The sequence below is a fragment of the Paenibacillus sp. J31R109 genome, from assembly GCF_059692055.1.
Map to the genome: position 1 here is coordinate 26161 of NZ_JCAUAR010000026.1, position 20923 is coordinate 47083.

A 20923-nucleotide genomic window follows, 5' to 3' on the forward strand; every position below is an offset into this window, starting at 1 on the left:
ATTTTGTCGTTTTATGTTATCATCTTAACGTAACAATATATGGAAAAGGTGGACGGATGATGAATTATATGGAAACATTGCACCGCCGTAACAAATTGCTTGTCACTATTATTTGGGGAATGCTCGCCCTAGGCATAGCTGTCGATTTCCTGACTGCTGCAGGCATGGATTCGATCATCGTTCTTCTCGTCGTCGGCACATTGACTAGCGGATTGGCAACTATTCTTACCTACAAACGTTGGCTAACCACCTACATCATGTATATCATATCCGCCATCATCACACTACTGACTTGGCTGTTGATTCTGACGGGTCCCATCTTCACAACCTATCTTCTTGTCTACGTGAATATAGCCATTATGACGTTATATGGCAGCTCACGCGCGATTGCTTTCTCCAGCTTCTTGGGTGTTGTATTAACCGCCTACTTTTTCATTAGCCCTTATAAAACAGAAATTTTCGGCGATAACGATATCGTTAATATGTTCATGTACCTTGCATTAATCGCTGTACCTTTATTCGTATCGACGAAATTCAGTGAGAAGTTGCAAAAGGCAATTTTCTCTGAGCAGGAACAAGCTGTTCTAGAGAAGAACAAATCCGTCGATTTAGTTAATCTCGTCTCTGCATCTCTAGTTTCACTTACACAATTCAGCTCAAATCTGAAGCAAAATGCGACAGCTACGGGCTCTATTTCTAGAGAAGTTACCTTAGCCTTCGGGGAAATTACGGCAAGCACTGAGACGCAGACATCCAGCATCAGTGATATCAGCGAATCTATTCGCCATATCGAGCAATCGGTCACTTCGCTGGCGGACCGCTCAACGGAAATGAGAGATCTTTCTGTCCGCTCTGCACAACTAACCCAAGTGGGTAGTGAAGAAGCCGTGTCCCTCGAGGTTCAAATGAAGAGTGCCCACGAAACAATGGATTCATCGGTTCAGTTAATGAACGAACTCGACAGCCAGAATTCGCATATTAGCGATATCGTCGCAACGATTAAGCATATTTCGACGCAAACGAATTTACTCGCGTTGAATGCCGCCATTGAAGCTGCACGTGCGGGTGAGCACGGCAGAGGATTCGGCGTGGTTTCGCATGAGATTCGCAAATTGGCTGAAACTTCGCAGCAATCTACCGAGCAGATCGAGGGTATTCTCGAAGAAATCCGCTTGAAGACAACACAAGCCGCGGCGCAAGTGTTACAGGGGCAGCAATCTGTAGCAAATGGCAGTGATGCGGCGCAGAAAGTCGTACAGGTCATGCATGCGCTGGCAACCGATGCAGGTCACTTGGAGAGCCAGTCCGCTCACGTGGAACAATCTGCCGAGAGTCTTCACCAACAGTACACTCGCATTACGGATCAGATCGTCACAATTGCTGGTATCACCGAGGAAAACATGGCATCCATCCAAGAAATGTCTGCAAGTATGACAACACAGGACAGCCGCATCAGCGACATCCAAGAGAGCTTCCTTCAGCTCGATAAGCTCACTTCCGATCTTAGTCGCATGACGAAGGGTTAAGTAAATAAGAAAGAGCGCTCCCGAGGTGAGCGCTCTTTCCTTTTTACTACCTTCCACTAAACCAATTCCACTCAACTCAATTCGCGATTTGCTGCCACTCCGGGTATTCATCCAAATAGCCATGTTGACTTAAAAGGCGCAACGAATTACGAATACTAAGCTCGTCCTCACCCGATTGGCTCGTTAACTCCAACAAGTCATCTAAGTGAATATGCGGGTTCTCTTTGCAGAATAGGAGCAAGCCCTTCGCCGCCCAGGAGAGGCGGTCATCTTGGAAATCACCAACCATGCGGCGATATAATTTATGTGGTAGGATTTTCAGTTCAACAAGATCTTGCAACGCCTTCATCGTCTGCTTGTCCGTCATTCGGGCAAGCTTCGAAATCACGGACAACTCAGGAAAATTGGACTCTGAGCCGCAACTTTTCAAAATAATATAGACCATTTGAGAGTACAGATCTAACCCTGGTTGACGAAAAATATCATCCGACAGCGCAAAACTCCGTGTACCTTCGTTTATTTCTCCGTTAGACATTTCGATGTCCTCCTTTTCACATTATGATCGGAGTTCACCCCACCTAGTTATAAACTTACATTAGCTTACCCGCATTGCGGCTAGCCTGCCGAAATATATCTTCCAAACTGAAATTCTTCTTGCTGTTAAAATCGGGGAGCTCACTTGGTTCCTGGTCTTCCAGCACTGGTACATGCTCCTCATCTTCAAATGTAGCTCTGAGGTGATTAGGATCATCTTCAATCTCCCACATCTTCGTCGATCGCTCTTGTAGAATATGCTTGGTCAGAATTTCCATAATGCCATGACTAAACATACCTTCCGCTTTCAACTGGTTCAAATAAGTAATAACCTCTGGCGGTGTATCCGATGGGATATAGAGCGTCACATCCTTGCCAGGGCAGACCAGTACAGTCGATCTCCGTTTCTTCAAGCCGATCCGCTCCCGCTCCCACCATCAGATCCTTCCTTCGCTTCCAGGCTTGCCGCTGCTTCAGCGTCAGCGCTGTGCTTCAAGGCATGTTCTAGCAGGAAGAAGGTCCCGCGAGCATTGCGGAATTGACTAAACTCGGAAGGGTCGAAACGGAGCGGCAAGCCTAACTCGGCATTTAATCTCTCAATCCATGGTTGAAGCACAATCGCTCCGCCACCGATAAACCAGAATTCATTGGCATACCGAGCATGTTTCCATGCGTTACGGGCGTATTTTAGCACCTTTTCAGCTAGAATACGCATATGGCGATTTACCAGGTTGGTCATGTCGAAAGCAACTTTACCCTCAGCATAAATTTCGTATTCCTTGTTAATGAGCATGATTGTCAGTTCCGCTGTACTGGAGATTAACTCCTCACCTTCGGAATTGATTTCATTACGTATGCTTTCCAAAGCATCGTTTAAGTAGATTTTGGCCCCCGTGGAATGCCGTTGATCCAGATCTAACCCCGGTCTGAAAAACGCGATGTCCATATCAACACCGCCAACATCCGCTATACCAAAACCTTTGTGTGACAACTGCGATTTGGAGGTTGCCTCCATGTCATAAACACCTGACACATCATCAATACTAATATCCGAGGGGAGTGTGAACTCCATTTCCACCGTTACTCCTTTAAAAACAGGGGTCGTAACAAATGTGATGGAATGGATGCCTCCTGTTATTTTATGTGCAAACTCTTCACTGAATTTCGTAATCTCTCGGATGGGTAACCCCGTTCCTAGTCGTACCGCCGCTTTAATGCGATTCTTACCGCGTTTAATAGCATCTTCATGTTTCGTAGCGATGGCATAGGCCGCAGCCGTTAGGAGTGTAACCATTGTTTCTGGTCGCTGTGCCTTCTTCTGTACGGCTTTATCACCTACAATCTCATGAACAATCCCTTCGTCGCCAATGGCCAAATTCCCAACATAGACATGACGGTATTGCTCGGTATCGATCGCCGGCGATGTAATCTGCACATCTAAGAAATCCAAAGGATCTCCTTGTTCCATCAATAAAAATCGCTCCCCAAACGGTTGTGCGACCACATTAGGGAAAATAAAGCTGTTGCTCAAATCGTCAAATATACCTTTGATATGACTGCTGCCGTTATCGATGGATAAGTGAATGGTTGTAGTAAGAATATCGTGTTTAGCCATGTCTATTTCCTCTCCCAACCTTATTGAGATAGTATAATAGATTCGCACTGTGGCAGGGTTTTAAGAGGGTTATTAGGAATTTTTAACATATCTGATTTGGAGAAGGAAGTGAAGTTTAACGTTTAAAGTTTAGAGTTTAAAAGGTAAAGTTTAGTGAGTTAACGCTTGAACTTTAAACTTTAGATGCAGCAAAAAGCACTAACCCTAAGGTCAGTGCTCTATGATTACATTTCGCTTACATCACTTCAAACTATGATAAACAGCCATCATATCTTGTTTATTCAACTCCCGGATACGATTGAAAATCGGAATATCCGCCACTTCTTCTGTCCGTGTGCTCGCAGCGACAACATCTCTGACTTTACCTGTTAGCCAAGTTTGTACATCGATACCCTCGACAATTTCCTTACGACCCTCATCATTGATGCCACTTACATAACAACTTACGCAAGGCACCGACAGTTTCTGAACGCCATCATGGAGTCCATCTTCCGAAATGACTCGCTTACCGCCACAGAATGGGCATGGATGGCTTGCCTTGATCTTATTAATTTGGGTAACTATTTTATTGTAACCAAACGCTTCATAGACATAAGTTAGCTTTTTATATTTCCCATTGGTGAAATACTTTTCAATAATGGTCTCTCTCGTTTCATCGATATTGGTAAAATCACAGATGCTGATCACATTTTTCCTGCTGATCGCCTCGAGATTACCTTTAATCTTCTCCCAAAAAGGTACGGCATTTTGTAATACCACTTCATAGCCCACGAAGCTTGCCAGCTCTAGTTCAAGCATTTTCAAGGCAACCTGTGTTTCCCTTGGTAGTAAGGAGACTTCTTCTGAAAGTGCAAGCTCGCCGCCAACAATCGACTTTAACTTTTCTAACACTGGCAGCTTCCCTACGGTTTGTATAGCCTGATCAATCGGCATTTGAATAATCTCGCGAATATCCGTACCACCAAACTTAAGCTTCTTATGATGTTTTAGCACAGTTCCATGGCAAACCGGGCAGCTAATCATTTCTTTGGAAGCTTTCATAGCTTCTTTCAACGCCAGATTCTTCGAAATCACCATGTACCGTCCAAGGATAAGATTAAACCCTTCCCATGATCTCGAAGCTTTCCCCGCTTTATCATAGAATGACTTTTCCCAATATCCATATAGGAACGTATGCTTTTCAGCTTCTGACATCTCGTTATAGCTTTTACTCATATCGTGGCCAAGCTCATTCTTAATTTCTTCGAAAAGGAAGTGCAATTTGGCATGCTGGTAGTATTTTAAGACATCCATCACTTCCGGAAGCAGCATCCCATCCCAGAATGGGACTGTTGTGTCTTGTATAAGTACACCCATATCGAATCGTTCAATCACACGACGCCCCGAACAGCTCGGACAATGATTATCTTGATAATAGAAATCAAAGCTGCTTGTATCTTTATTCGTCGGGTGAGCAGCCACAATATGGTTGATCAGTCCACCGATTTCATAGAGAAAACTGTACTGACTATAGAGATGTCGTTCAAGATCAATCGCGATAACAGGGGCAATTTTCTCGGATTCATATTCCCCATAGATCACTCGGGCGATTGGCGATAAGCTTTTTAAAATGCCACCTTTATAGATATTTTCCGACTTTTTGAAATACGCGATCTGATTTTCCTGCACATATTGTATACCTGCTTGTGGCTGAAGTGTGGAAGAAATAGGCGCCGGAGTCGTATGCACTTCCGTGCTTTTACGACGATAATAGTCCTCATGAGGGACAACATCCAAATGTTGTACGGGTTCAAGCTGTCTTTTTCCAAAATCAACAATAAAATCAGAGCTTTCTAGCATATAAGCATTATGTTCAATCATTAGGATCGAGACCGATTCATCCTCCAGAATGTCCCTAACACTATCAATAAACTGGTTGAGAATATTTTGGGATAACCCTTTGGAAGGCTCGTCGAAAATAAACAGCATATGCGGGTTTCTTGTATTGGCAAACAGCTCCGAAACTAAATGGACACATTGAAATTCACCCGTCGATAGGGACTGTGTTTTTCTTTCTAGTGTCAGATAACCAAGTCCAAGCTTAATCAATAGGCTTAACCGTTTATGCGCGATGTCTTCGTTCGGCAATTCTTCAATAATATCTTCGATGGAGCGTTGGAAAATATCATCAATATCCTCGCTATATTTCGTCAGTTTCTTTTTAATATCCAGAAAGGTTGCAACGGTTGAACGACTAGAAATCGATTGGTTGCGATCCTGCCCCACCACGACGAGCTTATCTTTGGGATAACGCTTCTGAAAATCTTTCACGATACACTCATTAACAAGCGTAGATTTCCCACATCCCGACTCACCTGTAAAGGTTACAAGTCTATTCTTAGGAATCTCAATGTTCGCCATTTGAATATTACGACAGTACAGATCTTGGAATTGGTAATATTCTGTTGGTACAGCTTCATTTCGCTCTGAAATGATTGGTGCCGGACGAGGTGATTCCTCCACGATTTTCCCACCGTATTTGCCGCTGCCAGGACCGAAGAACAATTGATCATCTGTCGTGTCTAGCACCGTATCTGAATGATCAATTAGCCAAATCTGATTCTTCATCCCTAGTTGTTTAATCTGTTCTAAGATTTTCAATAGCGTTTCGTGATCGAGACCGACAGAGATTTCATCAATGATAATCACCGTATTCTCGCTTGTTGCCATGAATTCTGCCAAATAAAGCCGTGTGATCTCCCCACCTGACAATGTACCCATGATACGATTCAAGGATAAATATCCAATATTCATATTGATGATATTTTGGAGAATATGCTGCTTGCCTTCACTAATACGTAATTCCTCCGCTAAGGAAAGAATGGTTTCAATACTTAGACGATTGATATCAGAAATGCTATGCGGTTTATTCAATAATTCCAGCTTATATTGTTCAACTTCTGGGTTGTAGCGATTCCCTTGACACTTGGGACATTCGACATTCTGGGTCGTGCTGCGCCCTTTACAATCTGGACACCAGCCTAGGGGATTATTAAAGGAAAACACTTCTGGAGAAAGATCAAATTGTTCAGCGATACGCTCGCGAATTTCTTTAAACACGCCGGTATGCGTACCGATGGTTGAACGCGGGTTGGATGAAATCGATGATTTTCCGAGAAAAAGGACTAATGGCATGTCTTCCATCTTGATGGCACTGAAATTGGTCTCCATAATATCGGGAAATAAATACTGATACTCCGCCTTAGGCAATATCGAAACGAGACGTTTCTTCGATTCCTCGCCTATCGTCTGACAAAAAGTTGTTTTACCGGATCCGGATAACCCCGCAATTCCTAAAGATTTATCAACCGGCAGGGCTGCATCTAATAGATGAATATTGTTTGAAATTAATTGTTTAATTTGCATATGTACGTCCTCTCTATTCTTATAAACCTATTATTTCCATGTTAGCATAGAGTTAAAATATTACATTCATTTTTTTTCGGTTCTACAATTATTGATAGGTTAATAGCTTCCCATATAAAAAAACTATACCTTAGCATAGTATTTATGTATTTCTCTATAGCTAACTTTTCACCCTATACTTAGATCAAAATGAAGCGTAGGGAGCTGTTACCATTGCAAACATCCATTATTGGCTATCCGAGAGTCGGGGCATTGCGGGAGCTTAAATTCGCATCCGAGAACTACTTTAAAGGGGAGATTTCGATTGATGAACTCCACCAGACAGGCGCCAACCTGCGAGCAGCACATTGGAAAATCCAACAAGAGAACGGCATTGATTACATTCCATCCAATGATTTCTCCTTCTATGACGGTTTACTCGATACCGCTTGCTTACTAAATATCATTCCAGAGCGCTATCAAGCGCTTGGTCTCAGCTCGTTAGAAACGTATTTTGCCATGGCTAGAGGTTATCAAGGTGCGCAAGGCGATGTGAAAGCATTAGCGATGAAAAAATGGTTTAATACCAACTATCACTATATGGTTCCTGAAATAACGGATGCTACTAGCATTCGCTTAGCGGGAACGAAACTGTTCGATGAGTTCTTAGAGGCAAAACAGCAAGATGTTGTAACGAAACCTGTTGTGATCGGTCCCTTCACTCTACTTAAGCTAGCCAAATACACAGGTGTCAAACAAGCCAATGACTTTGTCCATGACGCCGCAGCAGCGTATACCGCTATAATGGAGCAGTTGAATGAGCTTGGCGCAGCGTGGGTTCAACTTGACGAGCCCGGACTCGTAACCGATTTATCCAAAGAGGATATCGCGCTATTTACGCAGTTATATGATCGCATTCTATCTGCCAAAGGGAACGTTAAGGTTCTCGTTCAAACCTACTTTGGCGATATTCGCGACTGCTATCCAACGCTTCAAGCACTTCCGTTCGACGGGATCGGCATCGATTTTATTGAAGGTAAACAATCGCTAGAACTTGTGAAGCAATATGGGTTTTCAGACGATAAGGTACTGTTTGCTGGCCTCGTGAACGGTAAAAATATTTGGAAAAATCAATACAAACGAACGCTTGGGGTTCTTCATGAATTAAGCGCACATGTAAAGCACATCGTGCTTAGCTCCTCCTGCTCGCTTCTGCATGTACCTTACACCTTGCAGCATGAAACGAAATTGTCGGATGCGTCCAAACGTTACCTAGCATTCGCAGAGGAAAAACTGCAAGAATTCGCACATCTCAAAGTGATTGGCGCTCAAGCAGATCCCTATGCCGCTGTACGCTATTTGCAAAATGAGGAGCTATTCAGCAGCGCACGATTTACGAATAATGAAGCTGTACAGGCGAAAGCAGCGGCTTTAACGGAAGCCGACTTTACTAGACTGCCGGCCTTCAGTAAGCGAGAAGCGATTCAGAAGGTGAAATTCAATTTGCCGCAGCTGCCGACTACAACGATCGGTTCCTTCCCGCAGACGGCCGAAGTTCGAGCGAATCGCTTTGCTTTTAAGAAAGGCGAAATTAGCGAGGAGCAGTATAAGCAGTTTAATTTTGAGAAAATTGCAGCGTGTATTGCACGCCAAGAGGAAATTGGGCTTGATGTTCTCGTTCATGGTGAATTTGAACGCAATGATATGGTTGAATATTTTGGCGAGAGCTTGGATGGATTCATGTTCACTGAGAAGGCATGGGTGCAATCCTATGGCACAAGATGTGTGAAACCGCCGATTGTATGGGGAGATATTTCTCGTTCTAAACCAATGACCGTGGAATATTCAGCTTATGCCAAAAGCTTGACTAATAAGCCGCTTAAAGGGATGTTAACAGGCCCTGTAACGATTCTAAACTGGTCCTTCCCTCGTGAGGATATCAGCCTCAAGGATAGTGCCTTCCAGATTGCGCTGGCGATTCGTGATGAGGTACTAGACCTAGAAGCAAACCAAATTGAAATTATCCAGATTGATGAGGCTGCTTTACGAGAAAAACTGCCATTAAGAAAGTCTGATTGGCAAAGTGAGTATCTAAGCTGGGCAATTCCTGCATTCCGATTGGTGCACAGCGGCGTTCAAGCCGAAACGCAAATTCATACCCACATGTGCTATAGCCAATTCAGCGATATTATTCGGGATATTGATGCCATGGATGCGGATGTCATTACCTTCGAAGCTTCTAGATCAGACCTTGCGATTATCGACGTAATCAATGAATGCGGGTTCCAAACAGAGGTCGGTCCAGGGGTGTACGATATTCATTCTCCGCGTATTCCAAGTGTAGAAGAGATCAAGCTTGGACTGAATCGCATGTTGGAGAAAATTGATATCGCGAAGTTGTGGGTCAATCCCGATTGCGGACTTAAAACACGCGGCGACAAAGAGACTTGGGCTAGCTTGAAACAATTAGTTCAGGCAGCGAAGGAAGTAAGAGCGACGCTATAACAACATCACCCGAGAGGATGAACTCAGCCGAGTTCATCCTCTTGGCTTATAATCGTATAGCCGAAATCTGAAATCACACTTTTCAGCTTCCGAACATAGTCATCCGCTAGCAGGCTCAGCGTGACCTTTTTATTCGTGATGTATCCAATCTGCATATGCTCATCCGTACGCAAGCGCACCGATTTTATCTGCTCGCCATTCAAGTCTGAATTCAGTACGCCAGAGCTGATTGTATAGCCATTTAACCCAATGAGGAGATTGAATAACGTCGCACGATCACTAACTAAGATTTTCTTCTTATGCGTCCTGGTGCTTAAGATTTCCTCTGAGAAGTAGAAGGAATTAAATTCCCCTTGTTCAAAAGCTAAACACGGAAACTCATCCAAATCTTCGATTTCCAGTATCGATTTCGCCGCAAGCGGATGCTCCGAGCTTATGAACACATGAGGCTCCGCCACGAAAAGCGGGTGGAATTGCAAGCCATTTTCTTTCAACATCTTCTGAATAACCTTCTGGTTAAAATCATTGAGATAGAGAATGCCAAGCTCGCTGCGCATATTGCGCACATCTTCAATAATTTCATGCGTTCTTGTTTCGCGCAACGTACATTCATATTCATTTGTGTTCAAGTCTTTCAGTAGACTGACGAACGCTTGAACCGAGAAAGCATAATGCTGTGTAGAGATTGAGCACAGTTTTTTGGAAGGTTTTTTATTCATATACCTTTGCTCAAGGAGCTCCGCTTGCTCTACGACCTGCCGAGCATAGGATAGAAATTCTGCCCCTTCATTTGACAGGGCAATACCCTTCGATGAACGCAGAAAAATATCAACGCCGATTTCCTGCTCGATTTCTTTTACCGCACTAGACAGACTTGGCTGCGAGATGAAAAGCTGCTTGGCAGCCTCACTTATGGAACCACAATTTACAATGGTTAGTATATATTTTAACTGCTGCAATGTCATGATTATCCGTCCTTAGCGCTTCATTTACTTCGATTCATTCCCTGCACGATCTTCTCCATATAACGCATTCATATGCGCAATATGGGTAGCGCCCCAATCGTTCAATGGCTGTAACACCGCGCTTAAACCTTTGCCATATTCCGAAATTGAGTACTCTACTTTGGGAGGAACTTGGTTGTAAACCTCGCGATGCACGATATCGTTATATTCCAGCTCTCTTAGTTGTTGCGTAAGCATCTTCTTGTTGATGTCTGGTATCGACTTTTGAAGCTCGCTGAATCTCATTGTGCCGTTTGAAATAAGCTGAAGTAAGATGACAGGCTTCCATTTTCCTACCAGGATACTTAGCGCTGATTCAAATTTACAATACTCTTTCATTGAACTCCTCCCACTTCCTGTTGCATGGTTAGGTAACTTTTTCGTTACTCAGTCTAGATAAAGTGCCTACTTGCTTGAATGGATTCCTAGGGTCTACTATACCATTAGTAGATAGCCCATACATAGTCAGGAGGTTGAAACCTAGCATGAATATCACCATATGGATCATTCAAGGACTAGCAGCATTAGGGTTTGTTTATTCTGGTTGGTTGAAGGCGTTTCAGTATGGCAAAGCCAGCGCATCTTGGGGGTGGGTAAAAGACGTTCCAAAAGCATTCGTCGTCTTTATCGGGCTAGCCGAGTTGATCGGGGCAGTTGGACTCATTCTGCCGCAAGCGACGAATATCGCACCCGTTTGGACACCGATTGCTGCAACTGCACTTGCCTCTGTCGTTCTGCTCGGCGCTCTCTTCCATATTGCTCGTAAAGAGTATCGAGACATTGGCGTGAATGTTGTCTTTTTCGCGTTAGCTTTACTAGTTGCTATATGTCGTTTTTAACCTACTGATGCCTGTCATCTCTGTGAGTTATGGCAAAGTCGAAGGCGTACTTATGCTCAACCTGTGTATAACTAGCAAAAAACCTCTATCCACATGTGGATAGAGGTTTGGCTTCTATTCGGTGATCAGTGTCCACACCCCGGCTTTACCTGGGATCTCACCTTTGGTCCACCATTTCGCTTGATACGTATGGCCTGCATACACGACTTTATCGCCGCCATTGTAGGCTTTCACATTGTTCCAAGTCAGAACGGCGTCTTTGGCAACAGCCTTCCAAACATCCGATGTATCTGGTTGTTCGCCTTTGGTCCACCATCCAGCTGCATATTCAATGCCGTTGAAAGTGACTTTGTCACCCGCCAAATAAATCTTGGCGCTGTCCCATGTCGTTCCCTGATTCGGTGGCGTAACTGTTGCTGACTTCGTTGTAACGGTCAGCGCAGCGCTTGCCGTGGAGCGATTGTTAGCCGCATCCAAAGCAATTACCGTATACGCGTATGCGGTTGATGCGCTTAGGCCGCTGTCTGCATACGACCTGGAAGCCGTTGTGCTGATTAACTTGCCGTCACGATACACCTCGTACTTCGTTACGCCGACATTGTCCACAGCAGCTGACCAACTTAGTGTAGCTGCCGATTCTGTCACGTTACTGGCGGCTACACCCGTAGGCCGCGATGGTGCCTCCTTATCTGGCGTCGGGATTACCACCGCAGGCAGCGTGCTTGCCGTTACAGCTGGGCTAGATGCCGAACGGTTACCCGCGTTATCCACCGCTACCAACGTATAAGCAAATGTCGTATTTGCTGGCAGCCCGGTATCGGTATATGCGGTTTTCGTCGTTGTACCTACCACGCTGCCATTCCGACTAATTTCATATTGCTTAATCCCTGCTGAAGCCGTTGAAGCTGTCCACTCCATCGTTATGGTGCTCTCCGTATGTGTAGAACACCAAGCACTCGCTGGGAAGTTCGGCAGCACAAATGGCGGCTCTGGATCTGGTGGCGTCGTGTTGCCGCCTTGTGTCAAATTGACGTCAACGGCTTGATAGAAGGCATTGCCCGTATCACCAATCTCCCACACGCCTAGAATGATATAATAACCAGTTCGGTCTGTCGGCACATTACATTTATGCGTTACTGTCATGTCAGGCTTCATATTATGGCCATCCACCGTGCAGAAAGGCTTTGATTCCAATTGGTCGCGTGTAAGCGGCTTATTCGGGTCCCAGCCAATTTTCGTTATGTAATATTTCCATTCCTTCGTCACGTGATTCGCTGTGAATTTCCAGGTAAACGAATTTTCGCCACCTTTCATTTCGACTTTCTTCCAACGATCAGCTGTCTGTGCATCTAACTCTGTATATTTGCCCGCTCCCGCAATCTGACCGTCTGCCGGCCCCGATGCTGGAAATCCTCCTTTGCCTTCCGCACTTTGCGGTTCGTACTGAATAGCACCACAAGACTTATTCGTCCCTTGCTGGCATAGCAGCGTACGACTAGCTGGCGATTCGATGTAGCCATGAGCAGAAGCTTTACTCGAGAAGGCAAATGTGCAAGCCAGCGCTACTAGCATGAACCCAAGTAGAAGTGCAAGCTTAAATGAGCGGGAGCTTAACCCCAGCTTTCCCCATGCGGATTGTTGCGTAATGACCATGTCGATTTTCCTCGCATTCTGTAATAGGATTATAGTTTCCAATCTTAGCCAGTTCGTAAGCATTTAACCAGTTTCAAAAGACCTATGGGGTATTTGCTGCCACTGCATGTCGTATAAAACCGACATAATTACTAAAAAACATGACGCTTGACCCATATTTTTCTATTTTTTCATTAAAAACTACTGTATATTTCGGTATTTTCTCTCTTATAAAATAGGCCGATATCATCTATTGGCGCTCCGTATGTTGAGCCCGTTATCCTACCATTTCTAATTAACCACTTCCATTAGCCAAGCTTTTTCTATGTCTGTGGTCCCTCATGCGATGGTCAAAGAGTTGATTTTATCTGCCTTTTTTGTCGTATGAAGCTACTAATAGAAAAGAGACCGTCCACAATCAACGGTCTCTCTCGTATGCGTTTATTTTAAAATTTAGGCCTTCCTAACCTTTACTAGGACATACTTTGCAGCAGCGAATAGAACCATACCTAACACCATTGTTCCTACGATCGTTAAGGGGCTGGTCGTGTTCTTGACTCCAAAGGCTATCGTACTTTCCGGGTACGTAGAAGTTAAATGGGCTGTAAGGTTAGGCTTATAACGAGTCGTTATTAGGATACCGCTGATAATTTGAAAAGCCATATAGCAGAGATGCAACAATAGAGAGAATAGGAATGCCTGAATGATTGTTCTTATGGTCATTGTGAGCTCCTTATTTGAAATATCTCTTAGTATAGCACGAATTTACAAATAAAGGATATTCATGTATCGTTGCTTGTACTCACTTCCTGCCATTCGGACCTTGACCATTTTCGCGATCTAGTCCGCCCATACCAGGGAAACCACCCTCACCGCCTGGGCCGCCTTCACCTCCACCACCCTGTGAGCCTAGTGCTTTCAGCGTTATAGATGTTGCATCAATGAGCGCACTTGAGTCCTCTTTCTGACCTTCTGTCGTTGCTGGTATTGTCCCATTCAGCTGACCTTGGATGCTCTCTGCGCGCAGTGCCCCCAGTGTTTTTAGTTCAGCAATCACCGCTTCATACTCCTCGTAGCTATAAAAAGCAGATGTATCATTTTTTACATAATCAGAAATCATTGAATTTAACTTATCAACCGTTTGTTCGAACTTACCCTCACTAAAGTAACCGTTAACGATCTCTTGTACATATTGATGGTATTTCTCAGCATACTCGGGTACTTCTAGCAGTTTGGCAATCAAAGGGCGTTCTTCCATGCTAACACCGGATACCGGGGTGTCGATTGGAAAGTTCACGATATTTGACGCATCACCCGACTGGAAGCCACCGAACGCAAGATTGTAATCCCAAGGAAGGATGCTCAGTTGCCCGTCATTTTCATAAAGGTAGTAGTTGTGCCCCATATTAGAAACATAGCTATCCAGATTGACAACCACCGTGTGCGCGGCGAAATACTTAAGCACAGCGTCAACATCTACATTTGCTTCAAGATCTTTGCCTTCGCTGAGGTTTTTCAAAGCTTCAATAACGCGCTGTTCGTCCGCTTCATCCGTCTTCGTTTCCGCGTTGTCAAAGATCGCCGAATAACTGCTGCTCTCCTCATCCGTATATTGCAGGGAAACGCCGTTATTCGCCATGCCTCTCATACCGCCTTCATTCTTTTCAGGAGGTTGGAAACCCTGCTCTCCTTGATCTCCTTTCGCACCATCCGGCAACTGCCCTCTGTCCTTACCCGCTGCGCCCATGTCTGTTTCGGGTTTATATAGCTCACCCTCGCCATCATACACACGTTCAAGATAACTACTATCGATATCCTCGACGGCTAGATAAAAGCCCCATGTCACCCCGTTGAGTGAGATGTCTGCAAACGTAAATAGCGGTGCATCCACGCCAATATAAGACATAATGTCATAGGATAAATACTCCTTCAGGCTAGTTGCATCGGAAAAATTGCTGTTAAGCACGATTTTGTCTAGGCCAAGCCACGTTTGCCCCTCCACATACGCATCAAATTTGACTTTGAAACTGTATCGGTCAGTATCCTCATCACGCACAATGGAAGAAAGACTGGAATTACCTTTTGGTCGAATGCCCACATTTGTAATTGTCGTACCATTGATAGTAATGTCCGCTGAAATATATTCTTCCGCTGCCGCGTTGTCCAACATGGCCTGCCATTCGGCTTCGCCTACTTTTATATCAAAGGTCGTGATTTTGGTTTTATCCATCTCACCTACATATTTAAGCGTTGTAGCCTGTGTGTCTCCGCTCTGCGTAGTCGGTGTATTCTCAGATTGTGTAGATTGCGTCGCAGATGGTAAAGTCGTCGTACAACCGGTCAACATGGAAGTCATCGCTACAATTAACAATAGTATGATTGCAAAATGTGTTTTCTTAAACATCATGCTCATCGCCTCTCATTTATGATTTGGGTTCAGAATCAGCTGTGTAAGGATCCTGTCACTATCTTAGGTTCCAAACCTTTAGTGAATCTTAAATAGATTATTGCTCACCACAAATGAAATAAAGCCTCCATTCCGTAACTCGGAATAGAGGCTTGTATCTTGTGCGCTAATATTCTACGAAAGCTTACTCATATTGACCCTTAATGACGAAAAATGAGCCCCGAATGGTGCCAGCGAGTTTAGACTTCTGCCTAGCGAACTTAAACTTCGTTTCTAACTCTTTCGGTATCTCCATCCCCTCAGAGAGCTTAAAACCAACAGCCCGCTTCTTCGGGTCATCCACTGTGTACATCACATTAATTGAAAGACCATCCTCGTAAAAAACGTAGGTAAATTGGATATTTTCCACTTGAAAACGAGACGTTTCTAACGGTTTGGCTGCAAACTGAATATCACGTTCTTTCAAAATTTGGTTGGCATAGTCAAGGCTCTCCTGACTCTCACTAGCAGGTACAACTGTAAATTCATGCTTATACTTGTTCATGAAGTAACGGGCTTCATTCGCTCGTAAACCAGCAAGTGCTTCCGCTACAGGCGAAGATTCGAGACCAACCGTGGACACATTTTTAAAATCAACGATATACGACATTTCCATCCCTCGTTTTCTCACCATATTTCTTATCTACTACTAGTATACCAAAATATGACGATCATAAAATGACTTGCTTTATTTGTGATACCACAAGTTGAGTTAGTAGCTAATTTTTACTGTCCGTGTATTTTCATCAAATTCTACCTTAGCGCCAAGCACCTCAGATAGCAGTCTCACTGGAATAATCGTAGAATCGTTGTCCAAAATAGCCGGAGAGTCCGTTGTCACTTCTACACCATTTAGCATATAGGCACTTTTAGCTGTAAAAAGTGTGATGGTTCTGCCCTGTTTTGTGTAGATGGCTGCTTTCTGAGTATCGTCCCATTCTACCGATGCCCCGAGTGCCCCTGCTAAATCTCTAATCCAAAGGTAAGAACTTCCCTCTTTAATGATAGGCTTTTGCTTCATTGGCACTTTAACATCATCCAAGATGAATTTATTATCGGTTAGTCCAAAAGAAACCACATGCTGTAACTTACTAGGTTCGCTCATTTTCTTAAAATACTGTAAAGAATCACTATGTAATTTATTTTTCCCTAAATACGCAATAGGCTCCGTACGAAATTCCCACTTCTTTTCATAGATTTTGGGTTTATTATCTTCAATAACGGATAATTTAACGTATGCCGTATAAACGGTATCCGGTGAGAGCGGCTTGGTCGGAATCAACATAACCTCCGTCTGCAAATGATCATCATCAACCGGCGTATTCAGCAATAACTCCACGCTCTTGCCTGTGCTGTCGGTCAGTTTAGATTCTACTAATTTGACATCTCTAACAAATCTTCCAGATAGTTGAGCCATGATTGGATAACCGACAGGGTACTTCGAACCTGAATGGTTGCGTATCGGGTCAGGCGTCTCATGACCATCAAAATTAATGGGAACATAAGGATCGCCTGGAGCCGGAGAAACGACTAATCGTGAATTCCATTCATTCGTAAGTCCAAATTCAATAACGGTATAATCACCTTGTTTGTCGAGACCAATCTCTACGGCATCCAGCGTTAAGAACGGAGTTCGGTGATAAGGAGCATCAAAAAGACCATCTATCGCTTGTGTGATCGCTACTTTCGAGCTTCCATTATACGATACGTCTTCTGAAAAATTACCCGCGTAACCTGTGTATAGACCGCGCTCGTATAGTTTACTTCCGATGTAGCCGGGGAGTTTACTATTTTCTTCGTGCATCGATACCTTTGTTTCGACGACCTTGTTCGTTTCCAAATATTGCGCATGTAGCTTTGCCGCATAGGTCAAATTCTTATTGAAGGTAAGTGGATTCAAACCATGAATAACTCGATAATCGTTTATCGCCTTAATGCCTTCTAATTGCTGAGCCGTAGGCGTGGAAGGCAGATCTGAAATTGCTTTTTCGTCAACAATAAATGTCCAACTTCTCTCAAGTGGTAAATAGCTATCATCTTTGAGCTCCATGACAATATTAACCGTATGCTCTCCCACTTTTAAGTCAGTGGATGGCGTATACGACATCATCATTCTGCCCATGTCCCAGTGCGCATCCACTTTTACTTGATCAATTTTCATTGTAAAACTTTTGAATTCAGGTGTGATATCGGTTTTCATAATTTCAAGCACAATCGTTGGTTTCATTAATCCAACTTTTCCTTGTGGATACCAATAAGAAGAATAGGATGCCGCCTCAGCTTGTGGCTGAGCTATCAAGAGCCCTGAAACTGCTATAAAAAGACCAAGCAGCACTTTTAAAAACCTTTTTCCGATTACCATTGACTTGTTCCCCCTGTGTGATTGTCATAACGTTGTAAACTTCAGCAATTCCTAAACCTACCAAATATTAACTTTCGCTATTTTTCGACCCGTTTCCTTCTTCTTTAACAAATTAACGACCAATAAGCCCGTATAACATAAGCTTGTACAGCTCATGTGCTTTCGTCTGATATTCGGATGCCGTATTCCATTGATTTTGCATACTGGCAATAGCCTGTAAAAAAGCCAACACCGTCTCCGTAGAAATGGAAGCATCAATAGCTCCTTCTTCTCTGCCGCTCTCGATGAATGCACCCAGCATATCCATTCGAATTTCGCTCGCGCTTTCGGTAAATAACTCTACAAACGCCTTATCGTCTATCGCTTCCTTAGAGAAGTAGTGACTCAATACTGTATGGGGCATTTGTGCGCAAAGCTCCACAGCCTGTATCAGTTTATCTTTGAAGCCGCCCCCCTCGCTAATTAGTAAGAGTTCTAACGATTGCGTCGCTTCACGCATCATAATTCGTATGCATGCCTTAACTAACCCTTCCTTGCTTCCAAAATAATTGTAAATCGAAACCGTAGAAATACCTGAAGCGGCGCCCAGTTCATTGATACTGACATTCGTATAACCCTTTTCCCGAAATAGTACCAGTGCCGATTGAATAATCGCTTCTTTCTTCTTTTGCGTTCTAAGTTCGTATTTATTCACTATCACTCGCCTACCCCTTCAACATTCATACGGCTATTATCTCATATCTCAATAAGTTTTTAAACTTGATAAGGATTATTTAAAAACATATTGACATGTCTAGGAGCCTTCGATATATTAATTTTTAAATATACTAGTTGTAATTTAAAAACTTTTAGAGGAGCATCACTATGAAAATATTAATGTTCGGTCGAGGTGTTATTTCTGCACAATATGGATGGGCGTTAGAAAAAGCAGGACATGACGTGGAATTTTATGTGCGACCAGGACGCAAGGAGCAGTTTGGTCCCTATATTGATCTGGATATCTTAGATGGACGCACAAGTTTGAAAGGTGTTTCCGTGAAGGAGCGATGGCCGATCAAGATGCGTGAGGAGCTTACACCAGAACATAACTATGATCTGATCGTCCTGAGCGTTAATCATAATCAGTTTGAGGATGTGGTGAGGGTCATTGGTCCGAATGTAGGGAAGGCAACCATCCTTATATTCAATAATGTCTGGCAGGATCTACACCTCTTCGCAAGGGGATTGCCTATGGATCAGATCATTTGGGGCTTTCCTGGTGGCGGTGGTGGGTACAGTAGTACGAATAAGCTGGAAGGCGGATTTATTCGATCCATCTATTTGCAAACCGAAACGTCTGCAGGTTCTAAAATGAGACATCAACGCATCGCTGAGCTTTTTCGACAAGCGGGATTTTCTTTTTCCTGGCAAAAAGATATTCGTGTCTGGTACTGGTTCCACTTCATAATGAATGCTGGCATGGCCGCGCAAGCCTTGAAAGAAGGCGGTTATCGCAATCTGTATCAATCTCCACAAAAGGTAGCCAAAGCGATTGTACTCATGCGCGAAATGCTTCCATTAATCGCCGCCAAGGGAGGCAAGATCAGCTTTGGCACTTCACTCGCAATGCGAATACCAGCTGGACTGCTAGGCTATGCAGCGTTCAAAGTTTTGAGGGGTAACTCTGTGCCTGCTGCTATCATGGAGAGAATGGAACGCACAGCCTACATTTCGCGGGAATCCTTTGCCCACTTTCCAGTCGATGTACTGACTGACGCCCGTAAACTCGGCGTATCCCTCCCAAGGCTGGAGGCTTTGGAGCCCTATTTTAAATAACGATATAGACGCGTGTCGTCGCAGAAAAAGGGCCGCGATTCGAAAATCGCAGCCCTTTACGCTATTTGAGCATCTGATACACTTGTTCGACATCTTTATCCCCACGACCAGACAAATTAACAATAATAATTTGATCCTGCCCCATTGTTGGCGCCAGTTTCTTCGCGTATGCAAGTGCATGCGCGCTTTCTAACGCAGGAATAATGCCTTCCGTGCGAGATAGTTCTTGGAAGGATTCCAGCACTTCCTCATTGGTGACGGTTGCGTATTCTGCCCGGCCCGTCACTTTCAAATGGCTATGCTCCGGCCCAATGCCTGGATAATCAAGTCCCGCTGCGATGGAATAGGTCTTCTTCGGCTGCCCTTCCTCATCCAGCAGAACTAAGCACTTAAAACCGTGAATGATGCTTGGAACCCCCTGCGTTAAGGACGGCGCTTGATCGGGTTCGACGCCAATCAAGCGAACAGTCGGCTCATCGATATAGTGAGCGAATGCACCAATCGCATTACTGCCGCCACCTGTGCAAGCCACTACCGCATCTGGCAAGCGCCCTTCTTTTTCCACAATCTGTCGCTTCGATTCTTCGCTAATAATGGCCTGAAAATGCTTAACCATGGTCGGAAAAGGATGCGGACCCACTGCGGAACCGAGCAAATAAAATGTATGTTTATAATTGCGAACTAAATCGTCAAGTGCCTCATCTACTGCGTCCTTCAATCGTCCTTGTCCTTTATGAACCGGCACAACCGTCGCGCCCAGCAGCTCCATTCGGAACACATTCAGCGACTGTCGACGCGTATCTTCAGCTCCCATGTAGATGACGCAGTCCATATTAAACATAGCGCAGGCCGTTGCCGTAGCAACACCATGCTGTCCAGCTCCGGTCTCCGCGATGATCCGCTTGGCGCCCATTCGCTTAGCGAGCAGAATTTGGCCGATTGCGTTGTTGATCTTATGCGCTCCAGTATGATTCAGATCCTCACGCTTTAAGTATATCTTCGGTCCTCCCCAAGCTTTGGTTAGACGCTCGGCATACGTCAGCGGATTCTCGCGACCGACATATTCGCGCAAATAATAGCTGAGCTCTTCCTTAAACTCCGGGTCATCTTTAAACTTGTCAAATTGCTCACTCAAATAACGCAACACTTCCTGCAATTCCGGTGGGACAAAGCTACCGCCAAACTCTCCAAAGTATCCTTCTTGCTGCAATTGTTGGTCCATAAGTAAGCGCCTCCATTATTTAAAATAGGAATGGTACTT

General features: G+C 44.2%; 17 protein-coding genes. 4 read left to right on the forward strand and 13 right to left on the reverse strand.

The window, feature by feature from the left end; translation table 11 throughout:
* Positions 1 to 56 precede the first annotated feature (56 nt).
* Positions 57 to 1526 (forward strand): methyl-accepting chemotaxis protein, encoded by a 1470-nt coding sequence (locus AC58QT_RS32865; protein ID WP_497412663.1) that lies wholly within the window; start codon positions 57 to 59, stop codon positions 1524 to 1526.
* A 76-nt stretch (positions 1527 to 1602) separates the two neighbouring features.
* On the opposite strand, the gene AC58QT_RS32870 is transcribed toward AC58QT_RS32865, so the two are convergent.
* The 4 genes from AC58QT_RS32870 to AC58QT_RS32885 form a co-directional block, all read right to left on the reverse strand.
* A complete protein-coding gene (locus tag AC58QT_RS32870) occupies positions 1603 to 2061 on the reverse strand; it encodes a hypothetical protein (RefSeq protein ID WP_497412664.1) in 459 nt (152 codons plus the stop codon).
* A gap of 55 nt (positions 2062 to 2116) precedes the next feature.
* Positions 2117 to 2473, reverse strand: a complete 357-nt coding sequence (locus tag AC58QT_RS32875) for a hypothetical protein (protein WP_497412665.1) — start codon at positions 2471 to 2473, stop codon at positions 2117 to 2119.
* On the reverse strand, positions 2470 to 3675 hold the full coding sequence (locus AC58QT_RS32880) for an Alp7A family actin-like protein (RefSeq protein WP_497287369.1): 1206 nt from the start codon (positions 3673 to 3675) through the stop codon (positions 2470 to 2472). Before AC58QT_RS32880 ends, AC58QT_RS32875 begins: the two co-directional genes overlap by 4 nt.
* Positions 3676 to 3915: 240 nt before the next feature.
* Positions 3916 to 7080, reverse strand: a complete 3165-nt coding sequence (locus tag AC58QT_RS32885; protein ID WP_497412666.1) for an ATP-binding cassette domain-containing protein — start codon at positions 7078 to 7080, stop codon at positions 3916 to 3918.
* A 213-nt stretch (positions 7081 to 7293) separates the two neighbouring features.
* Here AC58QT_RS32885 and metE point away from each other — a divergent pair, with 213 nt between their 5' ends.
* The gene (metE, locus tag AC58QT_RS32890; RefSeq protein WP_497412667.1) at positions 7294 to 9564 is read left to right on the forward strand and encodes a 5-methyltetrahydropteroyltriglutamate--homocysteine S-methyltransferase; all 2271 of its coding nucleotides are present in this window, start codon (positions 7294 to 7296) and stop codon (positions 9562 to 9564) included.
* 23 nt (positions 9565 to 9587) lie between these two features.
* Here metE and AC58QT_RS32895 read toward each other — a convergent pair whose 3' ends face one another.
* Together AC58QT_RS32895 and AC58QT_RS32900 are read right to left on the reverse strand one after the other, a co-directional pair.
* On the reverse strand, positions 9588 to 10529 hold the full coding sequence (locus AC58QT_RS32895) for a LysR family transcriptional regulator (protein ID WP_497412668.1): 942 nt from the start codon (positions 10527 to 10529) through the stop codon (positions 9588 to 9590).
* A gap of 24 nt (positions 10530 to 10553) precedes the next feature.
* The gene (locus AC58QT_RS32900; protein WP_310499933.1) at positions 10554 to 10907 is read right to left on the reverse strand and encodes a winged helix-turn-helix transcriptional regulator; all 354 of its coding nucleotides are present in this window, start codon (positions 10905 to 10907) and stop codon (positions 10554 to 10556) included.
* Positions 10908 to 11053: 146 nt separating this feature from the next.
* Between AC58QT_RS32900 and AC58QT_RS32905 the strand changes: the two genes are divergently transcribed.
* On the forward strand, positions 11054 to 11407 hold the full coding sequence (locus AC58QT_RS32905) for a DoxX family protein (protein ID WP_497412669.1): 354 nt from the start codon (positions 11054 to 11056) through the stop codon (positions 11405 to 11407).
* Positions 11408 to 11521: 114 nt separating this feature from the next.
* Here the strand turns inward: AC58QT_RS32905 and AC58QT_RS32910 are convergent, their stop codons facing one another.
* The 6 genes from AC58QT_RS32910 to AC58QT_RS32935 all read right to left on the reverse strand — a co-directional run bounded on the left by AC58QT_RS32910 (position 11522) and on the right by AC58QT_RS32935 (position 18547).
* On the reverse strand, positions 11522 to 13060 hold the full coding sequence (locus tag AC58QT_RS32910) for a lytic polysaccharide monooxygenase (RefSeq protein WP_497412670.1): 1539 nt from the start codon (positions 13058 to 13060) through the stop codon (positions 11522 to 11524).
* Positions 13061 to 13492: 432 nt separating this feature from the next.
* Positions 13493 to 13762, reverse strand: coding sequence for a hypothetical protein (locus AC58QT_RS32915; RefSeq protein WP_497412671.1), 270 nt, complete (start codon positions 13760 to 13762; stop codon positions 13493 to 13495).
* A gap of 79 nt (positions 13763 to 13841) precedes the next feature.
* Positions 13842 to 15446 carry a CotH kinase family protein gene (locus AC58QT_RS32920; protein ID WP_497412672.1) on the reverse strand — a complete coding sequence of 535 codons (1605 nt, stop codon included), beginning with the start codon at positions 15444 to 15446 and terminating at the stop codon, positions 13842 to 13844.
* Positions 15447 to 15630: 184 nt separating this feature from the next.
* Positions 15631 to 16095 carry a DUF8821 family protein gene (locus AC58QT_RS32925; protein ID WP_310500100.1) on the reverse strand — a complete coding sequence of 155 codons (465 nt, stop codon included), beginning with the start codon at positions 16093 to 16095 and terminating at the stop codon, positions 15631 to 15633.
* Between the two features lie 102 nt (positions 16096 to 16197).
* Positions 16198 to 17847 carry a stalk domain-containing protein gene (locus AC58QT_RS32930; RefSeq protein WP_497412673.1) on the reverse strand — a complete coding sequence of 550 codons (1650 nt, stop codon included), beginning with the start codon at positions 17845 to 17847 and terminating at the stop codon, positions 16198 to 16200.
* Positions 17848 to 17959: 112 nt separating this feature from the next.
* A complete protein-coding gene (locus tag AC58QT_RS32935; protein ID WP_497412674.1) occupies positions 17960 to 18547 on the reverse strand; it encodes a TetR/AcrR family transcriptional regulator in 588 nt (195 codons plus the stop codon).
* 164 nt (positions 18548 to 18711) lie between these two features.
* Here AC58QT_RS32935 and AC58QT_RS32940 point away from each other — a divergent pair, with 164 nt between their 5' ends.
* Complete coding sequence (locus AC58QT_RS32940; RefSeq protein ID WP_497412675.1) at positions 18712 to 19662, forward strand: ketopantoate reductase family protein; 951 nt, start codon at positions 18712 to 18714, stop codon at positions 19660 to 19662.
* A 61-nt stretch (positions 19663 to 19723) separates the two neighbouring features.
* Here AC58QT_RS32940 and trpB read toward each other — a convergent pair whose 3' ends face one another.
* On the reverse strand, positions 19724 to 20884 hold the full coding sequence (gene trpB / locus AC58QT_RS32945; RefSeq protein ID WP_497412676.1) for a tryptophan synthase subunit beta: 1161 nt from the start codon (positions 20882 to 20884) through the stop codon (positions 19724 to 19726).
* Positions 20885 to 20923 lie beyond the last annotated feature (39 nt).